The 18,140-nt window shown below is 71.8% G+C and carries 18 protein-coding genes; 13 read left to right on the top strand and 5 right to left on the bottom strand.

The window, feature by feature from the left end:
- Positions 1 to 349: 349 nt before the first annotated feature.
- The 4 genes from ACIRPT_RS23500 to ACIRPT_RS23485 all read left to right on the top strand — a co-directional run bounded on the left by ACIRPT_RS23500 (position 350) and on the right by ACIRPT_RS23485 (position 3,716).
- Complete coding sequence (locus ACIRPT_RS23500) at positions 350 to 1,354, top strand: ATP-binding cassette domain-containing protein (RefSeq protein WP_403830108.1); 1,005 nt, start codon at positions 350 to 352, stop codon at positions 1,352 to 1,354.
- Positions 1,351 to 2,142, top strand: coding sequence for an ABC transporter permease (locus ACIRPT_RS23495; protein WP_403830105.1), 792 nt, complete (start codon positions 1,351 to 1,353; stop codon positions 2,140 to 2,142). Before ACIRPT_RS23500 ends, ACIRPT_RS23495 begins: the two co-directional genes overlap by 4 nt.
- A gap of 109 nt (positions 2,143 to 2,251) precedes the next feature.
- Positions 2,252 to 3,490 (top strand): cytochrome P450, encoded by a 1,239-nt coding sequence (locus tag ACIRPT_RS23490; RefSeq protein WP_403830103.1) that lies wholly within the window; start codon positions 2,252 to 2,254, stop codon positions 3,488 to 3,490.
- Between the two features lie 4 nt (positions 3,491 to 3,494).
- On the top strand, positions 3,495 to 3,716 hold the full coding sequence (locus tag ACIRPT_RS23485) for a ferredoxin (RefSeq protein ID WP_403830101.1): 222 nt from the start codon (positions 3,495 to 3,497) through the stop codon (positions 3,714 to 3,716).
- A gap of 128 nt (positions 3,717 to 3,844) precedes the next feature.
- Here ACIRPT_RS23485 and speB read toward each other — a convergent pair whose 3' ends face one another.
- Entirely contained in the window at positions 3,845 to 4,876 is a 1,032-nt protein-coding gene (speB, locus tag ACIRPT_RS23480) for an agmatinase (RefSeq protein ID WP_403830098.1), read from the bottom strand.
- 144 nt (positions 4,877 to 5,020) lie between these two features.
- Here speB and ACIRPT_RS23475 point away from each other — a divergent pair, with 144 nt between their 5' ends.
- Positions 5,021 to 5,734, top strand: coding sequence for a TetR/AcrR family transcriptional regulator (locus ACIRPT_RS23475; protein ID WP_403830096.1), 714 nt, complete (start codon positions 5,021 to 5,023; stop codon positions 5,732 to 5,734).
- 308 nt (positions 5,735 to 6,042) lie between these two features.
- Positions 6,043 to 6,879 carry a class I SAM-dependent methyltransferase gene (locus ACIRPT_RS23470; protein WP_403830094.1) on the top strand — a complete coding sequence of 279 codons (837 nt, stop codon included), beginning with the start codon at positions 6,043 to 6,045 and terminating at the stop codon, positions 6,877 to 6,879.
- A 67-nt stretch (positions 6,880 to 6,946) separates the two neighbouring features.
- Here the strand turns inward: ACIRPT_RS23470 and ACIRPT_RS23465 are convergent, their stop codons facing one another.
- Positions 6,947 to 7,615, bottom strand: a complete 669-nt coding sequence (locus tag ACIRPT_RS23465) for a GNAT family N-acetyltransferase (RefSeq protein ID WP_403830091.1) — start codon at positions 7,613 to 7,615, stop codon at positions 6,947 to 6,949.
- A gap of 141 nt (positions 7,616 to 7,756) precedes the next feature.
- On the opposite strand from ACIRPT_RS23465, the gene ACIRPT_RS23460 reads away from it, so the two are divergent.
- Together ACIRPT_RS23460 and ACIRPT_RS23455 are read left to right on the top strand one after the other, a co-directional pair.
- On the top strand, positions 7,757 to 8,491 hold the full coding sequence (locus ACIRPT_RS23460) for a Type 1 glutamine amidotransferase-like domain-containing protein (RefSeq protein WP_403830088.1): 735 nt from the start codon (positions 7,757 to 7,759) through the stop codon (positions 8,489 to 8,491).
- Between the two features lie 248 nt (positions 8,492 to 8,739).
- A complete protein-coding gene (locus tag ACIRPT_RS23455; protein ID WP_403830085.1) occupies positions 8,740 to 9,042 on the top strand; it encodes a hypothetical protein in 303 nt (100 codons plus the stop codon).
- A gap of 49 nt (positions 9,043 to 9,091) precedes the next feature.
- On the opposite strand, the gene ACIRPT_RS23450 is transcribed toward ACIRPT_RS23455, so the two are convergent.
- Positions 9,092 to 9,367 carry a hypothetical protein gene (locus ACIRPT_RS23450; RefSeq protein WP_403508901.1) on the bottom strand — a complete coding sequence of 92 codons (276 nt, stop codon included), beginning with the start codon at positions 9,365 to 9,367 and terminating at the stop codon, positions 9,092 to 9,094.
- Between the two features lie 249 nt (positions 9,368 to 9,616).
- Here ACIRPT_RS23450 and gntA point away from each other — a divergent pair, with 249 nt between their 5' ends.
- The 4 genes from gntA (at position 9,617) to ACIRPT_RS23430 (ending at position 13,431) form a co-directional block, all read left to right on the top strand.
- Positions 9,617 to 10,276, top strand: coding sequence for a guanitoxin biosynthesis heme-dependent pre-guanitoxin N-hydroxylase GntA (gntA, locus tag ACIRPT_RS23445; protein WP_403508903.1), 660 nt, complete (start codon positions 9,617 to 9,619; stop codon positions 10,274 to 10,276).
- Positions 10,277 to 10,501: 225 nt separating this feature from the next.
- Complete coding sequence (locus ACIRPT_RS23440; RefSeq protein WP_403830082.1) at positions 10,502 to 12,316, top strand: TIGR03767 family metallophosphoesterase; 1,815 nt, start codon at positions 10,502 to 10,504, stop codon at positions 12,314 to 12,316.
- Between the two features lie 138 nt (positions 12,317 to 12,454).
- Positions 12,455 to 12,958, top strand: a complete 504-nt coding sequence (locus ACIRPT_RS23435; RefSeq protein ID WP_403830079.1) for a hypothetical protein — start codon at positions 12,455 to 12,457, stop codon at positions 12,956 to 12,958.
- A gap of 74 nt (positions 12,959 to 13,032) precedes the next feature.
- Positions 13,033 to 13,431: a thiol-disulfide oxidoreductase DCC family protein gene (locus ACIRPT_RS23430; protein ID WP_403830077.1), complete on the top strand. Its 399-nt coding sequence runs from the start codon at positions 13,033 to 13,035 to the stop codon at positions 13,429 to 13,431.
- 65 nt (positions 13,432 to 13,496) lie between these two features.
- On the opposite strand, the gene ACIRPT_RS23425 is transcribed toward ACIRPT_RS23430, so the two are convergent.
- Entirely contained in the window at positions 13,497 to 14,204 is a 708-nt protein-coding gene (locus tag ACIRPT_RS23425; RefSeq protein WP_403830074.1) for a L,D-transpeptidase family protein, read from the bottom strand.
- 165 nt (positions 14,205 to 14,369) lie between these two features.
- Positions 14,370 to 14,945 carry a hypothetical protein gene (locus tag ACIRPT_RS23420; protein ID WP_403830072.1) on the bottom strand — a complete coding sequence of 192 codons (576 nt, stop codon included), beginning with the start codon at positions 14,943 to 14,945 and terminating at the stop codon, positions 14,370 to 14,372.
- A gap of 388 nt (positions 14,946 to 15,333) precedes the next feature.
- Here ACIRPT_RS23420 and ACIRPT_RS23415 point away from each other — a divergent pair, with 388 nt between their 5' ends.
- Positions 15,334 to 18,102, top strand: coding sequence for a fumarate reductase/succinate dehydrogenase flavoprotein subunit (locus ACIRPT_RS23415; protein ID WP_403830603.1), 2,769 nt, complete (start codon positions 15,334 to 15,336; stop codon positions 18,100 to 18,102).
- The last annotated feature ends 38 nt before the right edge of the window (positions 18,103 to 18,140 follow it).

Here is an 18,140-nt window from a genome sequence, read left to right as displayed (position 1 = left end):
AAGCGAGCGGACAGAGCTTCACGGGCCGGTTCCGCTAGCGGCGGCCCCGCACAGCCGGAGCACCACGGCATCCGATCGCGCGACCGACCGGCCGACCGGCCCTCTTCTCACCACCCGCCCGACCAGCGGGAATTCACACCTACGTCAAGAGGACGAGACAGCCATGCCCGAATGCGGCACCCCCGAGCCGATCTCCGTCGGTCCGTCCCAGGGCCCACACGCTCCGACGAGACGGTCGAGGTGCGCGCCCGCACCGAGCTCGGCGACATCGCAATCCGCCGCCCCTGACCCACCACGGCACGCAGCCGCAGCGCCGTCACCGTCCACAGCAGAAAAGAGACCACGAGACATGGCTGCCATGACCGCAGCGACCGCGACCGCCACCGGGCCGGCGATATCCGCCACCGGGCTGCGGAAGTCGTACGGCGACAAACTGGTGCTCGACGGCATCGACCTGCGCATCCCCGAGGGGACGATCTTCGCGCTGCTCGGGCCCAACGGCGCCGGCAAGACCACCACCGTTCAGATCCTTTCCACGCTCATCTCCGCGGACGCAGACGCCGGCGAGGCATACGTCGCGGGCCACGATCTCGCCCGGCGGCCCGCTGCCGTACGCGCCTCGATCGGCGTCACCGGGCAGTTCGCGGCGTTGGACAACCTCCTCACCGCCGAGGAGAACCTGCTGCTGATGGCGGACCTGCTCCATCTGCCCCGGCGCGAAGGCAGGCGGCGCGCCGCCGAGCTGCTGCGCCGCTTCGAGCTGACCGAGGCGGCCAGGAAGTCCGTCGCCACCTTCTCGGGCGGTATGCGGCGCAAGCTCGACCTCGCGATGACCCTGGTCGGCAAACCGCGCGTCATCTTCCTCGACGAGCCGACCACCGGTCTCGACCCGCGCAGCCGCCGCACCATGTCGGAGATCATCCGAAGCCTGGTCGACGACGAAGGCGTCACCATCTTCCTGACCACCCAGTACCTCGAGGAGGCCGACCAACTCGCCGACCGCATCGCCCTGTTGGACCACGGCAAGCTGATCGCCGAGGGCACCGCGCAAGAGCTCAAGCGCCTGATCCCCGGCGGCCACATCCGCCTCCGCTTCGCCGACACGCATCGCCTCGAATCGGCCGCCGCCCTCTTCGGTTCCACGGCGTACGACAGCGAGTCGCTCACCCTGCATCTCCCCAGCGACGGCGGCATCCCCGCCCTGCGCGCCGTCCTCGACGGCCTCGACGACGCGTCGATCGAGGCGGAGGCGCTCACGGTGCACACCCCCGATCTCGACGATGTCTTCCTCACCCTCACCGGCCGGCCCCGGACCGGTGCCGCGGCCAACTCGCCGAAGGAGAACGCCCGATGACCACCCTGTCCTACGCCGCCAGAGACTCGATGACGATGCTGCGGCGCAACCTCAAGCACGCCATGCGCTACCCCTCGATGACGGTCTCGGTCGTCGCCATGCCCGTCATGATGCTGCTGCTGTTCAACTATGCCTTCGGGGGTGCACTGGGCAGCGGCATCGGTGGCCGGTCCACCGGCGGCGGCGCGTACATCGACTATGTCGCACCCGGCATCATCCTGATGGCCGCGACCTCCGGCGCGGTGGCCGTGGCCGTCAGTGTCTGTTCCGACATGACCGAGGGCATCGTCAATCGGTTCCGCACCATGTCGATCTCCCGCGCTGCGTTCCTGACCGGACATGTCGTCGGCAGCGTCATCCAGACGCTGTTCAGCATCGCCGTCGTCGTCGGCATCGCCCTCCTGATGGGCTTCCGGCCCAGCGCCACGCCCGTGGAGTGGATCGCGGCCGCCGGCGTCCTCGCCCTGCTCGTCCTGGCGCTCACCTGGATGGCGGCCGCGATGGGGCTGGTGGCCAAGAACGTCGAGACCGCCAGCAACATGCCCATGCCGCTGACGTTTCTGCCCTTCCTCGGCAGCGCGATCGTCCCCACAGACTCGATGCCCACCGGGCTCCGCTGGTTCGCCGAGTACCAGCCCTTCACACCCGTCATCGAGACACTGCGCGGCCTGCTGATGGGCACGGAGATCGGCAACAGCGCCCTCATCGCGCTCGCCTGGTGCGTCGGCCTCACGCTGGTCGGCTACCTGTGGGCCCGTGCGGCCTTCGGCCGCAGCGCCAAGGGCTGACAGGCCCACCGCACGAGCCGCTTGGCCCCACCCGGCACCTCACCTTCCCCGCACCTCACCGTCCACGCACGTCACCGTTCACGCACGTCGCTTCCCACCGGAGGACACCATGCACAACGAACCGCTGACACCCGCCCCCGAGCGCGACGCCCAGGAGGCGGCACCGCTCTCCGAGTTCCCGACGGCCCGCCCCACGGGCTGTCCCTTCGACCCGCCCGCCGAGCTGGCACGGCTGCGCGAGGAGCAGCCCCTCCGCCGGATGCGCTACCCCGACGGGCACCTGGGCTGGCTGGCCACCGGCCACTCCGTGGTCCGCGCGATCCTCGGTGACTCCCGCTTCAGTTCCCGGTACGAGCTGATGCACCTCCCGATGCAGGGAGCGCCCGCACAGCTGCCTCCGGCGCCGGTCGGCGACATGACCGGGATCGACGCGCCCGAGCACACCCGCTTCCGACGGCTGCTCATGGGCAAGTTCACCGTCCGCCGGATGCGCGAACTGACCGCACGCGTAGAGCAGATCAGCGCCGGGCACCTCGACGCCATGGAGCGCCGAGGCGGCCCGCTGGACCTCGTGGAGGCGTACGCACAGCCCATCCCCTCGCTGATGATCTGCGAACTGCTGGGTGTGCCCGCCGACGACCGGGACGTCTTCCAGCGCCATACGTTCACGGTGACCGACCGGAGCGTCAGCCTGGAGGACCAGGCGGCCGCCTACACCGCGCTCCAGGAAATCCTGCACGAGCTGGTCCTGGCCAAGCGGGCCGCGCCCACCGACGATCTGCTCAGCGACCTGACCAGCAGCGATCTCACCGACGAGGAGCTGGCCGGGATCGGCACCTTCCTGCTGGGTGCCGGACTCGACACCACCGCCAACATGCTCGCCCTGGGCACCTTCGCGCTGCTGAGCAACCCGGAGCAGCTCGCCGCCCTGCGCGGTGATCCGGGCCTGGCCGACCGGGCCGTCGACGAGCTGATGCGCTATCTGACCATCGCCGACACCGGGATACGGGCGGCGTTGGAAGACGTCGAACTGGACGGTCAGCTGATCAAGGCCGGCGAGTCGGTCACCCTCTCTCTCCAGGCCGCCAACCGCGACCCGGAGCGGTTCCCCGACCCCGACGCCCTCGACGTGCACCGCAAGGCCACCGGGCATCTGGGCTTCGGCCACGGCATGCACCAGTGCCTCGGCCAGCAGCTGGCCCGCGTCGAGATGCGCGTGGCCCTGCCCGCGCTCCTCACCCGGTTCCCGTCGCTGCGGCTGGCCGTGCCGCCCGAGGAGGTACCGCTGCGCACCAAGTCGAGCATCTACGGCGTGCACGCGCTGCCGGTCACCTGGGACGAGGTGTAGAGCGATGGAACTGCACGTCGACCGTGAGCGCTGCTGCGGCGCCGGCATGTGCGCCCTGACCGCTCCCGAGGTCTTCGACCAGGACGCCGCGGACGGCCGGGTTCTGCTGCTGCTCCCCCGGCCGCCGCACGAACACCGTGCGGCCGCCCGCGACGCCGCCGGGCTCTGCCCCGCCGGAGCGATCTCCGTCGTGGAACGGGCGGACGCCGACCCCTCGACGCCGTAACCGAGCAGGCCGTACCCGACCCGGCCACCGGCACCGCGGCACCGGAACGGAGCTGAACAGAGCTGAACAGAGCGCCACTACAGGACAGCCGCCCGCTGGTCGGGCGGCTGTTCGGCGCCGCCGCGCGGTCAGTCGGTCCGCGCCGCGGCAGGGCGGGTCCCCCGGCCGTCCAGCAAGGGGCGGGAGGGGTTCCAGGTGTCGCCCCGCCTGCGGGCGGCCATCCCGGACAGCGCCTCGAGGACGATCCGGTTGCCGAGGTAGGCCGTGATGTCGGCGTGGTCGTACGGCGGCGAGACCTCGACGACGTCAACACCCGCGATGGGGAGCTCCAGGCACAGTCTGCGGACGGCGTCGAGGAGTTGGCGGGAGGTGAGGCCGCCCGGTTCGGGCGTTCCGGTGCCGGGGGCCATGCCCGGGTCGACAACATCGACGTCGACCGAGAGGAACACGGCGTCGCAGTCGTCGAGGGCCAGGGTCATGGCCTCTTCCAGACAGATGTCGAGGCCGCGCGAGACGATCTCGCTCATCTCGTACGAGCGCATCTTCTGGTCGGCCATCCAATCCAGGGTTTCGGGGCCCGGCCAGTAGCCGCGCAGCCCCATCTGGAGGAAGCGGTCGCCGCGCGCCGCGCCGGATTCTATGAGGCGGCGCATGGGCTGGCCGTGTCCGTGCAGATGGCCGAACTCGATGTCGCCGGTGTCGGCATGGGCGTCGAAGTGGATCACCGAGACCCGGCCGAAGCCGTGGTGGCGGGCGACGCCCGTGATGTCGGGAAGGGCGATGGTGTGGTCGCCGCCGAGCACGATCGGCACCGCGCCGGATGCGGCGATGGCGGTCACCGCCTCCTCGATCGCCGTGATGCTGCCTTCGATGTCGCCGGCGAACATTTCCACATCGCCCGCGTCCAGTACGCGCAGGTCCTTGAGGCCGTCGACGCGCAGGGCGAGGGAGGGCCGGGTGCCGTCGTGGGCGCCGTAGTCGGTGGAGCGGATCGCCATCGGGCCGAAGCGGGTGCCGGGGCGGTGGCAGACGCCGCCGTCGAAGGGCGCGCCGACGATGACGACATCCGCGTCGCGGTAGGTGGCGGGCTCGTCGAGGGTGCACCGGTCCACGCCGAGGAACGTGATGTCGGGACCGAACATGGGGCCGTAGCGGGTCATGTGATCTCCCTGGGGGCCGTAGCGGAGGGCGCGCGGCGGTGGGCGCGCCCGTCGGCGCGGCGACGGTGGACGTCACCGGCCGCGGCTGACTTTAAAGTCAGCCCAGCACGGATTCAATCCCCCGGCGTATGACAGGATCGGCGCATGAGCGCGAACGACGGGCGGGAGAGGATCCTGCGAGCGGCCTTGGAGCTGATCGCCCGCGACGGCTTCGACGGGGTACGCATCGCCGATATCGCCCGCCGCGCCGGCGCCTCCACGGCCCTGGTCCACTACCACTTCAGCACCCGCGCCCAGCTGCTGACCGCCTCGCTCGCGCAGTCCCTGAGCACCGCCGAGGCGCGCCTGGCCCGGCACACCGGCGACGAGCAACGGTCCGCTCCCCCGGAGCGGTTCGCCGATCTGATCGACTTCGGGCTGCCGCTGACCCACGACGACGTCATGGAGTGGCGTCTGTGGTCCGAACTGGAAATGCGGGCCGCCGGCTCCCCCGAACTCGCCCGCAGCCTCGCGGCGCTCAACGACCGGATCATGCAGCCGCTCGCCGCCACCGTGGCGGCCGGGCTGGACGAGGGCGTCTTTCACGACTGCGTCCCGGACGAGGTGGCCACCGTGGCGCTCGCCCTGCTCACCGGCCTGGCCACCCGCCTCGTCGCCGGCGACCCCGCCCTGACCCTGGCCGAAGCCCGCCGGCTCGCGGGCCGCCAGCTCGCCCTGAGCGTCGGCTTCCCCGGCGAACTCCCCTTCCGGCCCCTCCCCCCGCCACCGGCCCCCGCCGCCGATGGCCCGCCCGAAGCCACCCCACCGGAACGCCCCTCCCGACGCCGCCGCGCCCCGCGCGCCGGCTCACGGCCCTGAGAAGCCACCGATACGGCCCTGAGTCGGCCTTGAGCCGGCCTTGAGAAGCGCAGCGCGCGGCGTACCGGCCGCCGACACCCGAAGGCGCAGCGGACCGAGACCATCCGCGCCGCCCTGGGCAACGTCACCCGGCCGTGAACCGCCGCAGCCAGGGCGGACGTCGCGCTGCTGACGAAGGAACACCCGCCCGCCAGGACCGCGGACCACCGCGACCGTGCGTTCCCGGCCACGATGGTGCCCCGTTTTCCTCTCCTGCCCGCCACCGGGACCGCCGTGCGCTACGGTCCCGGCAACCGCGTTCGATCTTCATGGTGGCTTCGGGAGGGGTACCGGTGGCGGTCACGGTGTTCGATGAGAGCGAGCGGCTGATCTGGGCGGGACGGGCTGCCGCCTATGCCCGGAGCTTCGCGAGGCTGTGCGCGCACCCGGTGCCGCGGTTGCTGGACGCCGCGTCGGTGGGGCCCGGTGTGCGGCTGCTGGATGTGGGGACCGGGCCCGGCACCGTCGCCGTTGCCGCGTGCGCGCGGGGCGCGACGGTGACGGCCGTGGATGCGGAGCCCAGCATGGTCGAACTGGCCGGCCGGGCGGCGCCCGCGGCCGATGTCCGGGTCGCCGCGCTGCCCGATCTTCCCTTCGCCGAGGGCGAGTTCGATGCCGCCGTCGGCAATTTCGTGCTGAACCACGTGGGCCGGCCGAAGGTCGCCCTGACCGAGTTGCGCCGCGTCGTGCGGCCGGGCGGGTGGATCGCGCTGACGATCTGGGCGGCGCCTCCCGCGGCGGGGCAGGCCTTGCTCGGCCGCGCCGTTCACGCCGCGGGCGTGGTGCGGCCGTCCCACTTGCCGTCGCTCGCTCCCGAGGACGATTTCCCGCGTGATGAGCGCGGTCTGACGGATCTGCTGGGGTCGGCGGGTCTGCGCGATGCGGTCACCGAAACGCTCCGGTGGGACCACCGGGCGAGCGTCGAGGAATGGTGGAGCGGTCCCGCGGCGGGTGTCGCCTCCATCGGGCAGGTGGTGCAGAGCCAGGCGCCGGGCAAGCGCGCCGAGATCAAGCGTCACTTCGAGGCGCTCGGCTCGGAGTTCGCCGACGACGACGGCATGCTGGCGTTGCCGCACGCGGCCTTGCTGGCCCGTGCGCGTCGCTGACCGGCCGGCTTCTGGCGGCACGGCAGGCGAAGCACGGCTCTCCGGCGGCTGGTGGGAGACCCGCGGATCATCGCGGGCGTCGCGTGTCGCGGCCCGCCGCGGGCGTCGAGTTGGAGGCGGCGGCTTCCGCCCCAAGCGCGGTAGCGGCCGGTGGCGCCGCCTGACGACGCCCCTCCCACTCGGCGCGGGTGAGTTCGTACTCGACTTCGCCGTGCTCGGAACCCTCGATCGCCTCCGGCCACTGTCCGGTGAAGCTCCGGACGAATGTCAGGCCCGCGTTCTCCATCACCCGCCGGGATCGCGCATTGACGGCCATGGTGTTCGCCGTCACCCGCTCCACCCCCAGATCCGTGAACCCCTTACGGATCAGGGCCCGCGAGCCCTCCGTGGCATAGCCCTTGCCCCAGGAAACCTCGTTCAGCCGGTAGCCGAGTTCGACCACGGCGGGGCTGCCGGCGTCCAGCGGCCGGAATTCGAACCAGCCCACGAAGACTCCGGTGGCCCGCTCCTGCGCGGCCCAGTAGCCACGGGTCCCGAAGGACGGGGTCCCGAAGCACGGGTAGTCGCGCAGAAACCGCGGCAGCGTCTCCGCCCGGATCGCCTCATGGGTCGTCGGCCGCCCGCCGTTGATGAAGCGCATGACGCCGGGGGCGTTGTCCAGGGCGAACAGGAGGTGGGCGTCGCCCTCGGTGAACGGGCGCAGCACGAGCCGCTCGGACTCCAGGAAAATGCGCATACCGCGATCTTCGCCACCGGCCGCCGGTTCCGCTACCGGGTATCCCCGCGTCGTACGGAGCAGGGCCACATCGTCGGGCTGTCTCGTCGTCCATGTCGCGGCAGGCACCACACCACAGGGCCCTTGGTAGGGTCTTCGGCCATGAGTGCGCCGGAACCCACCATCCTCGCCACCTCGGGTGGTCACCGCATCGGAGACCGGACCCGGGTCACCTTCGGCGCCCTCGTGCACCACGCGGTCCATCTGTCGGGGGTCCACGGCCGCCGGCCCCGCGTCATGTACGTGGGCACGGCGATCGGCGATTCCGAGCACTTCGCCGCGCGGATGGGTGAGGCCGCGCGGGTGGCCGGGTTCGACCTGACGCCGCTTCATCTCTTTCCGATGCCGAACCTCGAGGACGTAGCGGGCGCCGTCCTCGACCAGGACGTGGTCTGGGTCATGGGCGGTTCGGTGGCGAACCTGCTGGCGGTGTGGCGCGTCCACCAACTCGACGCGGTCTTCCGCCGCGCGTGGGAGGCCGGCGTCGTGCTCAGCGGTGTGAGCGCGGGATCCATCTGCTGGTTCCAGGGCGGCACCACCGACTCCTTCGGGCCTGAACTGCGCCCGCTCACCGACGCGCTCGGATTCCTGCCCTACGGGAACGGCGTTCACTACGACAGCGACGCGGGCCGCCGCCCGCTGGTGCACCGGCTCGTCGCGGACGGCACGCTGCCCGTCACCCACTGCACCGACGACGGGGTGGGCCTGGTCTACCGCGGAACGGAACTCGTGGAAGCCGTCACCGAGATTCCGGGAAAGGGCGCGTACATCGTCCGGCGCGACGGCGACTCGGCCGTCGAGCGGCGCATCGAACCACGGCTGCTGCCTTCGCCGTAGCGCCGGCCGGTCTTCGTCGAAGGGACGGGGTACGGGTCACGGCATACTGACGTGACAACGTGACGTCGCACCACCAACCGACGGATCGTCACCCACGCCGACGCCCCGTCCGTCATCGTGGGCGACCGGCCGGCCGTCGCGGGGCAACCGCTACGGCCGCCGGGCGATCCCGCAGCCCCTCCCCCCGCTCTCCGCATCCCACCCGCAAAGCTCCCCGCATCCCACCCGCAAAAAGGACAGCCCCACCCGTGAAAAAGAGCGCGATAGCCGGCATCTTCCTCCTCACGCTGCTCCTGGCCGTCGGCATATACAAAGCCAGCGCTCTCACCAGCGACCCGCTGACCCTCGCCGAATTCAACGAGATCAAGGCCGGCAGCAGCGAGCAGACCCTGCTCCGGTACGCCAGCACCTGCCAGCAGGAAAGCGAAGCCGGAGACACCCGCGGCTACCCCGTCACCTGGACGTGCTACGGCGCGGACGGCAGCAGCAATGCGGTGTTCTTCTACTCCGAGGGCGAACTGTTCAGCAAGGCACAGACGGGACTGCAGTAAGGGCAGCCGGCCGCACCGCCGCGGAGGAGCCGCCGTCGCGGGGCCGCGGTCAGTCGTCCGGCATCTCCGCCAGCCGGAAGGGGCCGGCGGCGCCGGGGCCGAACATCACGGGCAAGTTGCGGCCCAGCGGCACGACGACCAGCGGCTCGTCGCGGTACTCGCCGAGAAACTTCTCCAGCGGCTCCCAGATGAGGTCCCGGTACCCGGACTCGGTCCGCTGACGGTCGAAGGAGAGAGTGAGCGCGGACTCCTCCACGGTGACGCTCACGGCGTCCACCTCGAGCCACTCTCCACCGATCCAGGCTTCCAGCCTTACGTGCGACATGACGCAAGAGTGCCTGCCACCACACGGAACCCGCAATCGGCCACGACCGGGGACCGGCCGATGGCTGCGCCGCCGCGCACCCCGCGAGCGATCTTGGCGGGGTGGTGCTCGGTGACGTGGGGCGATGCCTCGTCACCCGATGTGGGGGCCGGGACCCCCGGGCTTGACGAAACGGCCATGCCCGATCTTGACTGCCGGGGTCCCCCCACGGGTTGTGTCCCCCGAACAAAGGTCTAAGGTCTCGCGAACATGACGGTTCACGCCTCCGCCGCCACTGAAGTCGGGCAGTTCCTGCTCGGCGACTCGTTTCCTTGCCTCGCCGGCCGCTCGGCGTGGCGGCAGGGTGGGATCACCCATCACCATTACACGTGGTTCGGAGACGACGATTCCGCCCAGCAGATGGCGGCTGACCTGCAGGCCTACGTAGCGGCGGTGGACTGGGACGCCAAGCCCTTCACCAGCTTCGTGGCCACCTTCTCGGGTCCCCTGATGGTGTCGGAGATCGAGTTCGAGCGGCTGATGTGGCAGCAGCTGCAGGCCGTACACGATCATGACAGCCGCACGCACGGCTGGGCCGACGGCTATGACCCCGACCCCTCGTCCGGCGCCTTCGCCTACAGCGTCGCCGGGCACCCGTTCTTCGTGATCGGGCTGCACGAGACGCACAGCCGCATCGGCCGCCGCCCGCCGTTCCCGATGCTCGCCTTCAACTCTCACGCCCAGTTCGACCGGATAAAGGCCGCCGGGCTGTGGGACCGGCTGCAGGAGAAGATCCGCAAGCAGGACATCGAGCTGCAGGGCAACATCAACCCCAATCTCGTGGAGTACGAGAAGCTCTCCGAGGCCCGGCGCTACTCGGGCCGACGCAAGCCGGCCGACTGGGCGTGCCCTTTCACGGCTCGGGTCTGAGCCCGGACGCCCTCGGGTCTGTCCGACAGGTCAGACCCTCGTCATGAGGGACACCCCGGACCGCCGTACGAGGATGCCGGCGGTCCGTACCGACAGGTGACGGGTGTGACGCATTCCGGCTCCGTTCAATTTCCGGTCACGCGGGACGCACACGCTCTCGGAAGGAGATGTTCCGCTTGGTGACACCGCTGTGGCCGGTACGCCGCCCACGGCACGGAGGGCCTCATGGCCGGTATGGACACCACCACCAACCGTCGTCGATTCCTCTTCACGTCCGGCGCCGCGCTCGCCGGAGCCGGGGCCGGCTGGGCGCTGCCGGGTCAGCGCCGCGACAGTGCGGCCGCGGCCGCCCCGCCCCCGGGAGCCGCTCCCGCCCCGCCCCCGGCCCGCCCGGGTAGCGGGCGGGCGGCACCGTACGGGGCCACCACCCTCGAGACGACGGCGCGCCTGGCCGGCGGCAGCGGCTACCGGCGCATCGTCTCCGGCCCCGGCTGGCCGGTGGTCGTCCGGCCCGAGCTGGCCGCCGCGCGGCCCGGGCGCCAGGACCGGCGCACCGCGCTGGCGTGCTTCGTACAGCTCACCGACCTCCATGTGGCCGATGTCCAGAGCCCGTTGCGCACGGAGTTCCTGCGGGCGCGGTCGGCGGGGTCGTGGCGGGCGCAGGAGGCCCTGTCCGTGGCCGGCTCGGTCTCGCTGGTCGAGCAGGTCAACGCGCTCGACGGCGGCCCCCACACCGGCCGGCCGCCGGCGTTCGTCATGTCCACGGGCGACAACATCGACAACCACTCCGCGATGGAGCTGGAGTGGTTCCTGACCCTCATGAGCGGCGGCCGCATCACGCCCAACACCGGCGACCCGCTCTCGTACGAGGGCGTGCAGGACTCCGGTCTCGCGCTGTACTGGCACCCGGAGCGGGCCCTGCGCGACCAGGACAAGCGGCGTGGCCTGCCGCAGATACCCGGCTACCTCGACGCCGCGCTGCGCCCGGTGGTCAGTCCCGGCCTGCGCATTCCCTGGTACTCGACGCCCGGCAATCACGACGATCTGCCGGGCGGCTGCCTGGCGCCGGGGGATCCCGTGCTGCGGGACTACGTCACCGGGACGCGGAAGCTGTTCTCCGTCCCGGATACGGACGTGGCCGCCCTCGCCCGCGTACTGAATACCGGCGGCGACCCCAAGAGCACCGTGCTCAAGGAGATCCTGCGCCGCAACGCCGCCGGGGCCCGGACGGTGACGCCCGACGAGCGCCGGCGCATGTTCACGCCGCACGAGTACCTGCGCGCACACCTGGACCCGGCCTTCGCCGGAGCGGGGCCGGTGGGACACGGGTACGGCGAGGACCATCTGGACGGCGAGCGGATGTACTACTCCTTCCCCGTGGCGGACGGGGTCATCGGCATCAGCATCGACACCACCTATCGCAGCGGTCACTACGAAGGGTCCCTCGGCAGTGACCAATTCTCCTGGCTGGAGCGGACGTTGGCGGCGCACAGCGCCCGTCATTACGACGCGGACGGGCGGCTGGTGCGGAATGCGGGGGCCGACGACGCGCACATCCTGGTCTTCAGCCACCACCACAGCCCCAGCATGACGCGGCGCCCGGACGCCGGGCGCACGGAGGAGAGGCGGCACGACGGCGAGGAACTGATCGCGCTGCTCGGCCGGTTCCCGAACGTCGTGGCATGGATCAACGGCCACAGTCACATCAACCGCGTCACACCGCACGCCCACCCCACGGCCGCCCGGTCCTTCTGGGAGGTCAACACCGCCTCACACGTGGACTATCCGCACCACGCCCGGCTCCTGGAGCTCGTCGACAACCACGACGGGACCCTCTCCCTGTTCGGCACCCTCATCGAATCCGCCGCCCCGCACCACACGGACATCGGCGATCTCTCGGCGGTGGGTCTCGCCTCCCTGTACCGCGAACTGTCCTACAACGCCCCCGGTCTCGCCGCCCGGATGACCGGGGGCGTGCACGAGGCGATGGCGGGCGGTGCGGGTGACCGGAATGTGGAGCTGGTGGTGCGGCGGCCGTGACGCGGTCGCCGTGAGACCCCTGCGACCGCAGTGAGGTCCCGTGCGCGAGCGGGCCCAGTGTGGCGTTGCGGAAGCGGTGCGCCCGGCCGGACACCGGGTATCACCCTCGTAATCCGCCTTGCGCCCTGGGAGCTGCTCATGAGGCACACCCACCCCCTGCCCGGCGACATCGGGCTCACCCAAATATCCGGCGTCACGGGCCAGTTGATCCGCTTCGGACAGTGGATCAACAAAGACGGCTTCGCCGACTACGAACACGCCTTCCTGGTCCTGCCCGACGACCGGCTGCTGGAGGCCGAGCCGGGCGGGGCCCGCATCGGCGCCCTCGGCCGCTACGGCGGCGCCAACGTCCTCTACGTCTGCCCTCCGGGGCTCACCGAGCGGCAGCGCACGGCCATCTGCGAAGCGGCCGTCTCGTACACCGGGGTGCCGTACAGCTTCCTCGACTACTTCGCGATCGCCGCGCACCGCTTCCATCTGCCCGTTCCGGGACTGCGCCGCTACGTCGCCAGCACCCGCCACATGATCTGCTCCCAACTCGTCGACCAGTGCTACCAGGACGCCGGTGTGCACCTCTTCGCCGACCACCGCTGGCCCGGTTATGTGACGCCGATGGCGCTGTACAACCTGCTCGCCCGCTGATCGGGTCCACGAGCCTGCGCGGTAACGTTGCGCAGGCCGTTGGCCGGCACAGGACGAGGGAGAGGGACGCGCGCATGAGAAAGCAGGCCGTACTCGTCTATGACGGAGACTGCGCTTTCTGCACGTCCGCGGTGCGGTTCGCCGAGCGGCGCCTGCACCCGTGCTGCGAGGCAACGCCCTGGCAGTTCGCCGATCTGGAGGAGCTCGGCGTCAGTCAGCGGCGGGCCGAGCACGAAGTGCTGTGGGTGACGCCGACGGGCTCCGTGCACGGCGGCGCCCAGGCCGTCGCCAAGCTGCTGCTGAGCGCGCGCGGCGGGTGGCCGGTCGTGGGGGCGTTGCTCACCCTCCCGCCCGTACGCTGGGCCGCCCACGTCGGGTACCGGCTCATCGCGGTCAACCGTCACCGGATGCCGGGAGGTACGGCGGCCTGTGCGCTGCCCGCCGCCTCCCGCGGCCCACGGCAGGATGTCTGACGATGCCGAGCGCCCGGTGACCTCCAGCCACCGGGCGCTGCGTTGCCCCTGTCCTCCGCTGCCGCTCAGGTGCCGGGCTTGCGGCCGTAGACGTAGACGTCATCACCGTTCTTGAGCAGGGACCAGTACTTCTTGGCGTCCTTGCCGCGCATGTTGACGCAGCCGTGCGAGCCGGGGGCCGACCAGACGCTGCCGCTGATGGAGTGGAAGGCCTGACCGCCGTCGAAGAACTGGCTGTAGGGCATGGCCACGTGGTAGAGCGTCGACACATGGTGCAGATGGCGCCAGTAGATCCGCTTTGCGCCGGTGCGGGTCTCGTAGCCGTTGCGGCCGGTGCGGACCGGTACGGGGCCGTACACCAGCTTCGATCCGTCCTGGACCCAGCTGATCTGGCGGGTCAGGTCGACGCAGGCTATTCGCCCTCGGTCGGTGGGGCACTTGTGGGCCCGGTTCGGCTGGTGCCCGGCCGCCTGCTGCTGGGCGACGACGCGCATCACGCCCCAGGTGACGGGGCCCGCGTAACCGATGTTCGGCGTGATGCCATGGCTCGTCTGGAAGGCCCGGATCGCCCGGCAGTCGGAGGCCGATTGCCGGCCGTCCACCCGAAGCCCGAGGAACTTCTCGGCCTGCTTCTGATACGGGCCGCGGACCGCGTAGCACGAGGACGCGGCGGTGGCCGAGGCGGTGGTGCTGAAGGCCACCGTCAGGGGCACGGTCAACGCCGTGAGGGCGAGCGCGGCGCCCGCTCTGCGGCCGGTGCGGGACCGCCGCATACGGAGGTTCGGTAGTCGTTTCATACCGGGTAGGACTAATTGCCCCACCCGCCGGTTGCAGGCGGACCCTCCCGGAATATTTGCTACGTCACACTTCGGCCACCCGGGCGGGACCGCCCGGCCGTTCCTCGGGTGCGGCCGGGCGGCCCCGCGCGTGGCGGTGGATCACCAGGAGTGCGCGACGTCCACGATCAGCTCATGACCGGACTGGGACACGCGGAACGGCAGCTTGGCGCGGGTCCCCAGACCGACCTGGGTCTGTCCCTCGAAGCTCGCCCCGAACTTGGTGTCCTTGAACGTCTTGTATCCGGTGAGGTTCACGCCCGGCAGCGACTTCCCGGCCTTGCCGGCATAGGTCTGCTTGCCGGTCGCCGAGTCGAAGCTGGGCGCGGACACGAAGATCTCCAGGATGGCGCCGCCCTTGACCGGTATCCGCTCGCCGGAGCCGTCCTGGTGGAACTCGTTGACGTACCCGACGTGGTAGCCGACCTTCCCGCCGGCCCCGCCGATGTCGAAGACCATGCGGTCGTAGCACGCGCTGCGGCTGGTCGTGATGTTCTTCAGCGGCTTGCCGTAGGCGTCCGTGGCCGACTTGGCGCCGCTGCCCCAGGCGGTCGAGCAGGCCTTGGCCGACGCGGCCTTGCCCACCGGTCCGGACGCCGCGTTCGCGGACCCGGCCGTCGCCGCCAGGCCGGCGGCCGCCAGCGCGAGTGCGGTGGCCGCTGTTCCCAACCGTCGCAAGATTTACCTCCAGAGAAGAAGTGAGTACAGGTGCATGCGGGAGGAGGGCGCGAGGGGCGTCGGCGTTGCGTACCGGGCGGGTTTTGGCCAGCGGCGGTGCGAAGTTGTCGCGAATTGGGAGGCGTTGCTCCGGTGACGGCGGGCACCGGCGGCGGCGACTCCGATCGGAGCCCCTGAGCGGGCGGGGCGGCCCGCCTCCGGTGGTGGCCCATCTTCCCGCCGCGGCGCAAAAATCGCAGGTCACGGCCGTAACCGGCGGGGCGGGCAGTGGCGCAATACTGCGGCAACACCACGGGCCGGAACGCGTCGGTATGGTCCGGCGCAAGCCCGCCGAACGCATCCGCCACCGCGTCGGCATGCCCTACTCGCCGCGATGAGAGGCACCTCCATGGAGATCCCCGCCCCCGACGCCCCAGAGGAACTCTCCTGCGACGTCCTGGTCATCGGCGGCGGCACCGCCGGCACCATGGCAGCACTCACCGCGGCCGAACGCGGCGCGGACGTGCTCCTCCTGGAGAAGGCGCACGTCCGCCACTCCGGCGCGCTCGCCATGGGCATGGACGGTGTCAACAACGCCGTCATCCCGGGCCGCGCCGAACCCGATGACTACGTCGCCGAGATCACCCGCGCCAACGACGGCATCGTCGACCAGTCCACCGTCCGGCAGACCGCGACCCGCGGCTTCGCGATGGTGCGGCGGCTGGAGTCGTACGGTGTGAAGTTCGAGAAGGACGAGCACGGCGAGTACGCGGTCCGCCAGGTGCACCGTTCCGGCTCGTACGTGCTGCCGATGCCGGAGGGCAAGGACGTCAAGAAGGTGCTCTACCGGCAGCTGCGCCGCCGCGAGATGCGCGAGCGGATCCGTATCGAGAACCGCGTGATGCCGGTGCGGGTGCTGACCGGGGAGGACGGCCGGGCGATCGGGGCGGTGGGCTTCCACACCCGCACGGGCGCCTTCGTCGCGGTCCGCGCGGGCGCGGTGGTCCTCGCGACCGGCGCCTGCGGCCGGCTCGGACTGCCCGCCTCCGGCTATCTCTACGGCACCTACGAGAACCCCACCAACGCGGGCGACGGCTACGCCATGGCCTACCACGCGGGCGCCGAACTGACCGGCATCGAGTGCTTCCAGATCAACCCGCTGATCAAGGACTACAACGGCCCGGCCTGCGCGTATGTCGCCAACCCCTTCGGCGGCTACCAGGTCAACCGGCACGGCGAGCGGTTCGTGGAGTCCGACTACTGGTCGGGGCAGATGATGGCGGAGTTCGCGGCCGAGGTGGCCTCCGAACGCGGACCGGTCTACCTGAAGCTCAGCCATCTCCCCGAGGAGTCGGTCTCCGCGCTGGAGACGATCCTGCACACCACCGAACGCCCCACCCGGGGCACCTTCCACTCCGGGCGCGGCCACGACTACCGCACCCACGACATCGAGATGCACATCTCGGAGATCGGGCTGTGCGGCGGGCATTCGGCGTCGGGCGTGCGCGTCGACGACCATGCGCGCACCACCGTGCCGCGCCTGTACGCGGCCGGGGACCTGGCCTGTGTCCCCCACAACTACATGATCGGCGCGTTCGTCTTCGGCGACCTGGCGGGCGCGGACGCCGCCCGACATGCCGCGTACGAGGGCGAGTTGCCCGTCGGCCAGCTCCGTGCCGCCCATGACCTGATCTACCGGCCGCTGCGCAACCCCGACGGTCCGCCGCAGCCCCAGGTCGAGTACAAGCTCCGCCGCTTCGTCAACGACTATGTCGCCCCGCCCAAGAGCGGCGCCCGCCTGTCACTGGCCGTCGAGCACTTCGACCGGATGCGCGCCGACATCGCCGCCATGGGCGCCCGCACCCCGCACGAACTGATGCGCTGCGCCGAGGTCACCTTCATCCGCGACTGCGCCGAGATGGCGGCCCGGTCGTCGCTGGCCCGGACGGAGTCCCGCTGGGGGCTCTACCACGAGCGCACCGATCACCCGGAACGCGACGACGACGGGTGGCTGCACCACCTCGACCTGCGCAAGTCCCCCACCGGGGCGATGGAGTTCACGGCCCGGCCGGTGGCGCCGTACCTCGTGCCGGTGGACGAGTACGCGCCCTCCGGCGGCGCGTCCCGCTTCCTCGGGGAGGTGCATCCGGAGCAGGTGGCGACGGCGGGCCCGCGCGACACACCGCCGGTGGGCGCGGCGGCGGCCGCCACGGCCGCGGGTGCCGCCGGCGACGTCGCGGCCGGACCGGGGCCTTCGGGCGCGCCCTCCCCCCGCATCCTCGAACTCCTCGCCCTCGCCGAGGACCAGCCGGACCTGCCCGCCCTGCGCCCCTACCTCGCCGACCCCGACCCGGCCGTCCGCCGCGCCGCCGTCGAGGCGCTCACCGAAAGCGTCCCGCCCGGCACCGGCCGGGCCCTCGCCGCCCTGCTCGCCGACGCCGACCCGGCCGTACGGGCCGCCGCCGGCGCCTCGTTGCGCGAACTGGTCGAGGTCCTGCCGCCGGAGGACGAGCTGCGCGAACCGCTGGGCGCGGCCGCCGTGCGCGGCGCCGACCCCCTCGTGCGGTCGTCGGCCCTGAACGTCCTGTACGTACTGGGCCTGGGCGACCGCCCGCTGTTCGCCACCGCCCTCGCCGACCCCGCGGTGGACGTCCGCATCCAGGCCGTCCGCGCCCTGGTCTCCGTCGACGCCGCCGACGACCTCCGGCGCGCCGCCACGGACCCCTCCCGCGAGGTCCGGGTCGCCGCCGCGCACGGGCTGGGCGCCGTCGGCACCCCGGAGCACCTCGCGGCGCCGCTGCGCGACGCGGACCTCCTCGTACGGGCCGCGGCGCTCGCGGCGCTGGCCACCACCGGGTGCCCGCCGCCGTACGACGCCCTCGCCGTCGCCGCCCTCGACGACGAGGCCTGGCAGGTCCGCGCCGGAGCCGCCCGGGCCCTGACCGCCGCCGCGCACGGACCGGCCGTCCCCGCACTGCGGTTGGCCCTCGCCGACGGCCATGCGGACGTACGCAAGGCCGCGGTGCTGGCCCTGGGCCGCCACACCGCGCATCCGGACGCCCGGCGCGCGCTGGCCACGGTCGCGGACGACCCGGACGCCGATGTCCGTGCCTACGCCCGGCTGGCGTCCAGGGAGCAGGAGCGTCTGCCCGCGCCCTCGGGCACGCGGGGGGAGTGAGCCGGCGCGTCGGCACCGGCGGCCCGGCGCCCCGCCCC

This window comes from Streptomyces sp. NPDC101227 (genome assembly GCF_044767545.1).
Taxonomy (GTDB): domain Bacteria; phylum Actinomycetota; class Actinomycetes; order Streptomycetales; family Streptomycetaceae; genus Streptomyces.
This window is presented reverse-complemented; position numbering and strand designations above follow the sequence as displayed.

Bases quoted from the DNA above. Each gene is read 5' to 3' on its own strand.
- ACIRPT_RS23430 (WP_403830077.1), top strand. From the start codon at position 13,033: ATGAGAAAGCAGGCCGTACTCGTCTATGACGGAGACTGCGCTTTCTGC.
- ACIRPT_RS23485 (WP_403830101.1), top strand. From the start codon at position 3,495: ATGGAACTGCACGTCGACCGTGAGCGCTGCTGCGGCGCCGGCATGTGC.
- ACIRPT_RS23440 (WP_403830082.1), top strand. From the start codon at position 10,502: ATGGCCGGTATGGACACCACCACCAACCGTCGTCGATTCCTCTTCACG.
- ACIRPT_RS23495 (WP_403830105.1), top strand. From the start codon at position 1,351: ATGACCACCCTGTCCTACGCCGCCAGAGACTCGATGACGATGCTGCGG.
- ACIRPT_RS23450 (WP_403508901.1), bottom strand. From the start codon at position 9,367: ATGTCGCACGTAAGGCTGGAAGCCTGGATCGGTGGAGAGTGGCTCGAG.
- ACIRPT_RS23435 (WP_403830079.1), top strand. From the start codon at position 12,455: ATGAGGCACACCCACCCCCTGCCCGGCGACATCGGGCTCACCCAAATA.
- ACIRPT_RS23490 (WP_403830103.1), top strand. From the start codon at position 2,252: ATGCACAACGAACCGCTGACACCCGCCCCCGAGCGCGACGCCCAGGAG.
- gntA (WP_403508903.1), top strand. From the start codon at position 9,617: ATGACGGTTCACGCCTCCGCCGCCACTGAAGTCGGGCAGTTCCTGCTC.
- ACIRPT_RS23470 (WP_403830094.1), top strand. From the start codon at position 6,043: ATGGTGGCTTCGGGAGGGGTACCGGTGGCGGTCACGGTGTTCGATGAG.
- ACIRPT_RS23475 (WP_403830096.1), top strand. From the start codon at position 5,021: ATGAGCGCGAACGACGGGCGGGAGAGGATCCTGCGAGCGGCCTTGGAG.
- speB (WP_403830098.1), bottom strand. From the start codon at position 4,876: ATGACCCGCTACGGCCCCATGTTCGGTCCCGACATCACGTTCCTCGGC.
- ACIRPT_RS23460 (WP_403830088.1), top strand. From the start codon at position 7,757: ATGAGTGCGCCGGAACCCACCATCCTCGCCACCTCGGGTGGTCACCGC.
- ACIRPT_RS23425 (WP_403830074.1), bottom strand. From the start codon at position 14,204: ATGCGGCGGTCCCGCACCGGCCGCAGAGCGGGCGCCGCGCTCGCCCTC.
- ACIRPT_RS23465 (WP_403830091.1), bottom strand. From the start codon at position 7,615: ATGCGCATTTTCCTGGAGTCCGAGCGGCTCGTGCTGCGCCCGTTCACC.
- ACIRPT_RS23500 (WP_403830108.1), top strand. From the start codon at position 350: ATGGCTGCCATGACCGCAGCGACCGCGACCGCCACCGGGCCGGCGATA.
- ACIRPT_RS23415 (WP_403830603.1), top strand. From the start codon at position 15,334: ATGGAGATCCCCGCCCCCGACGCCCCAGAGGAACTCTCCTGCGACGTC.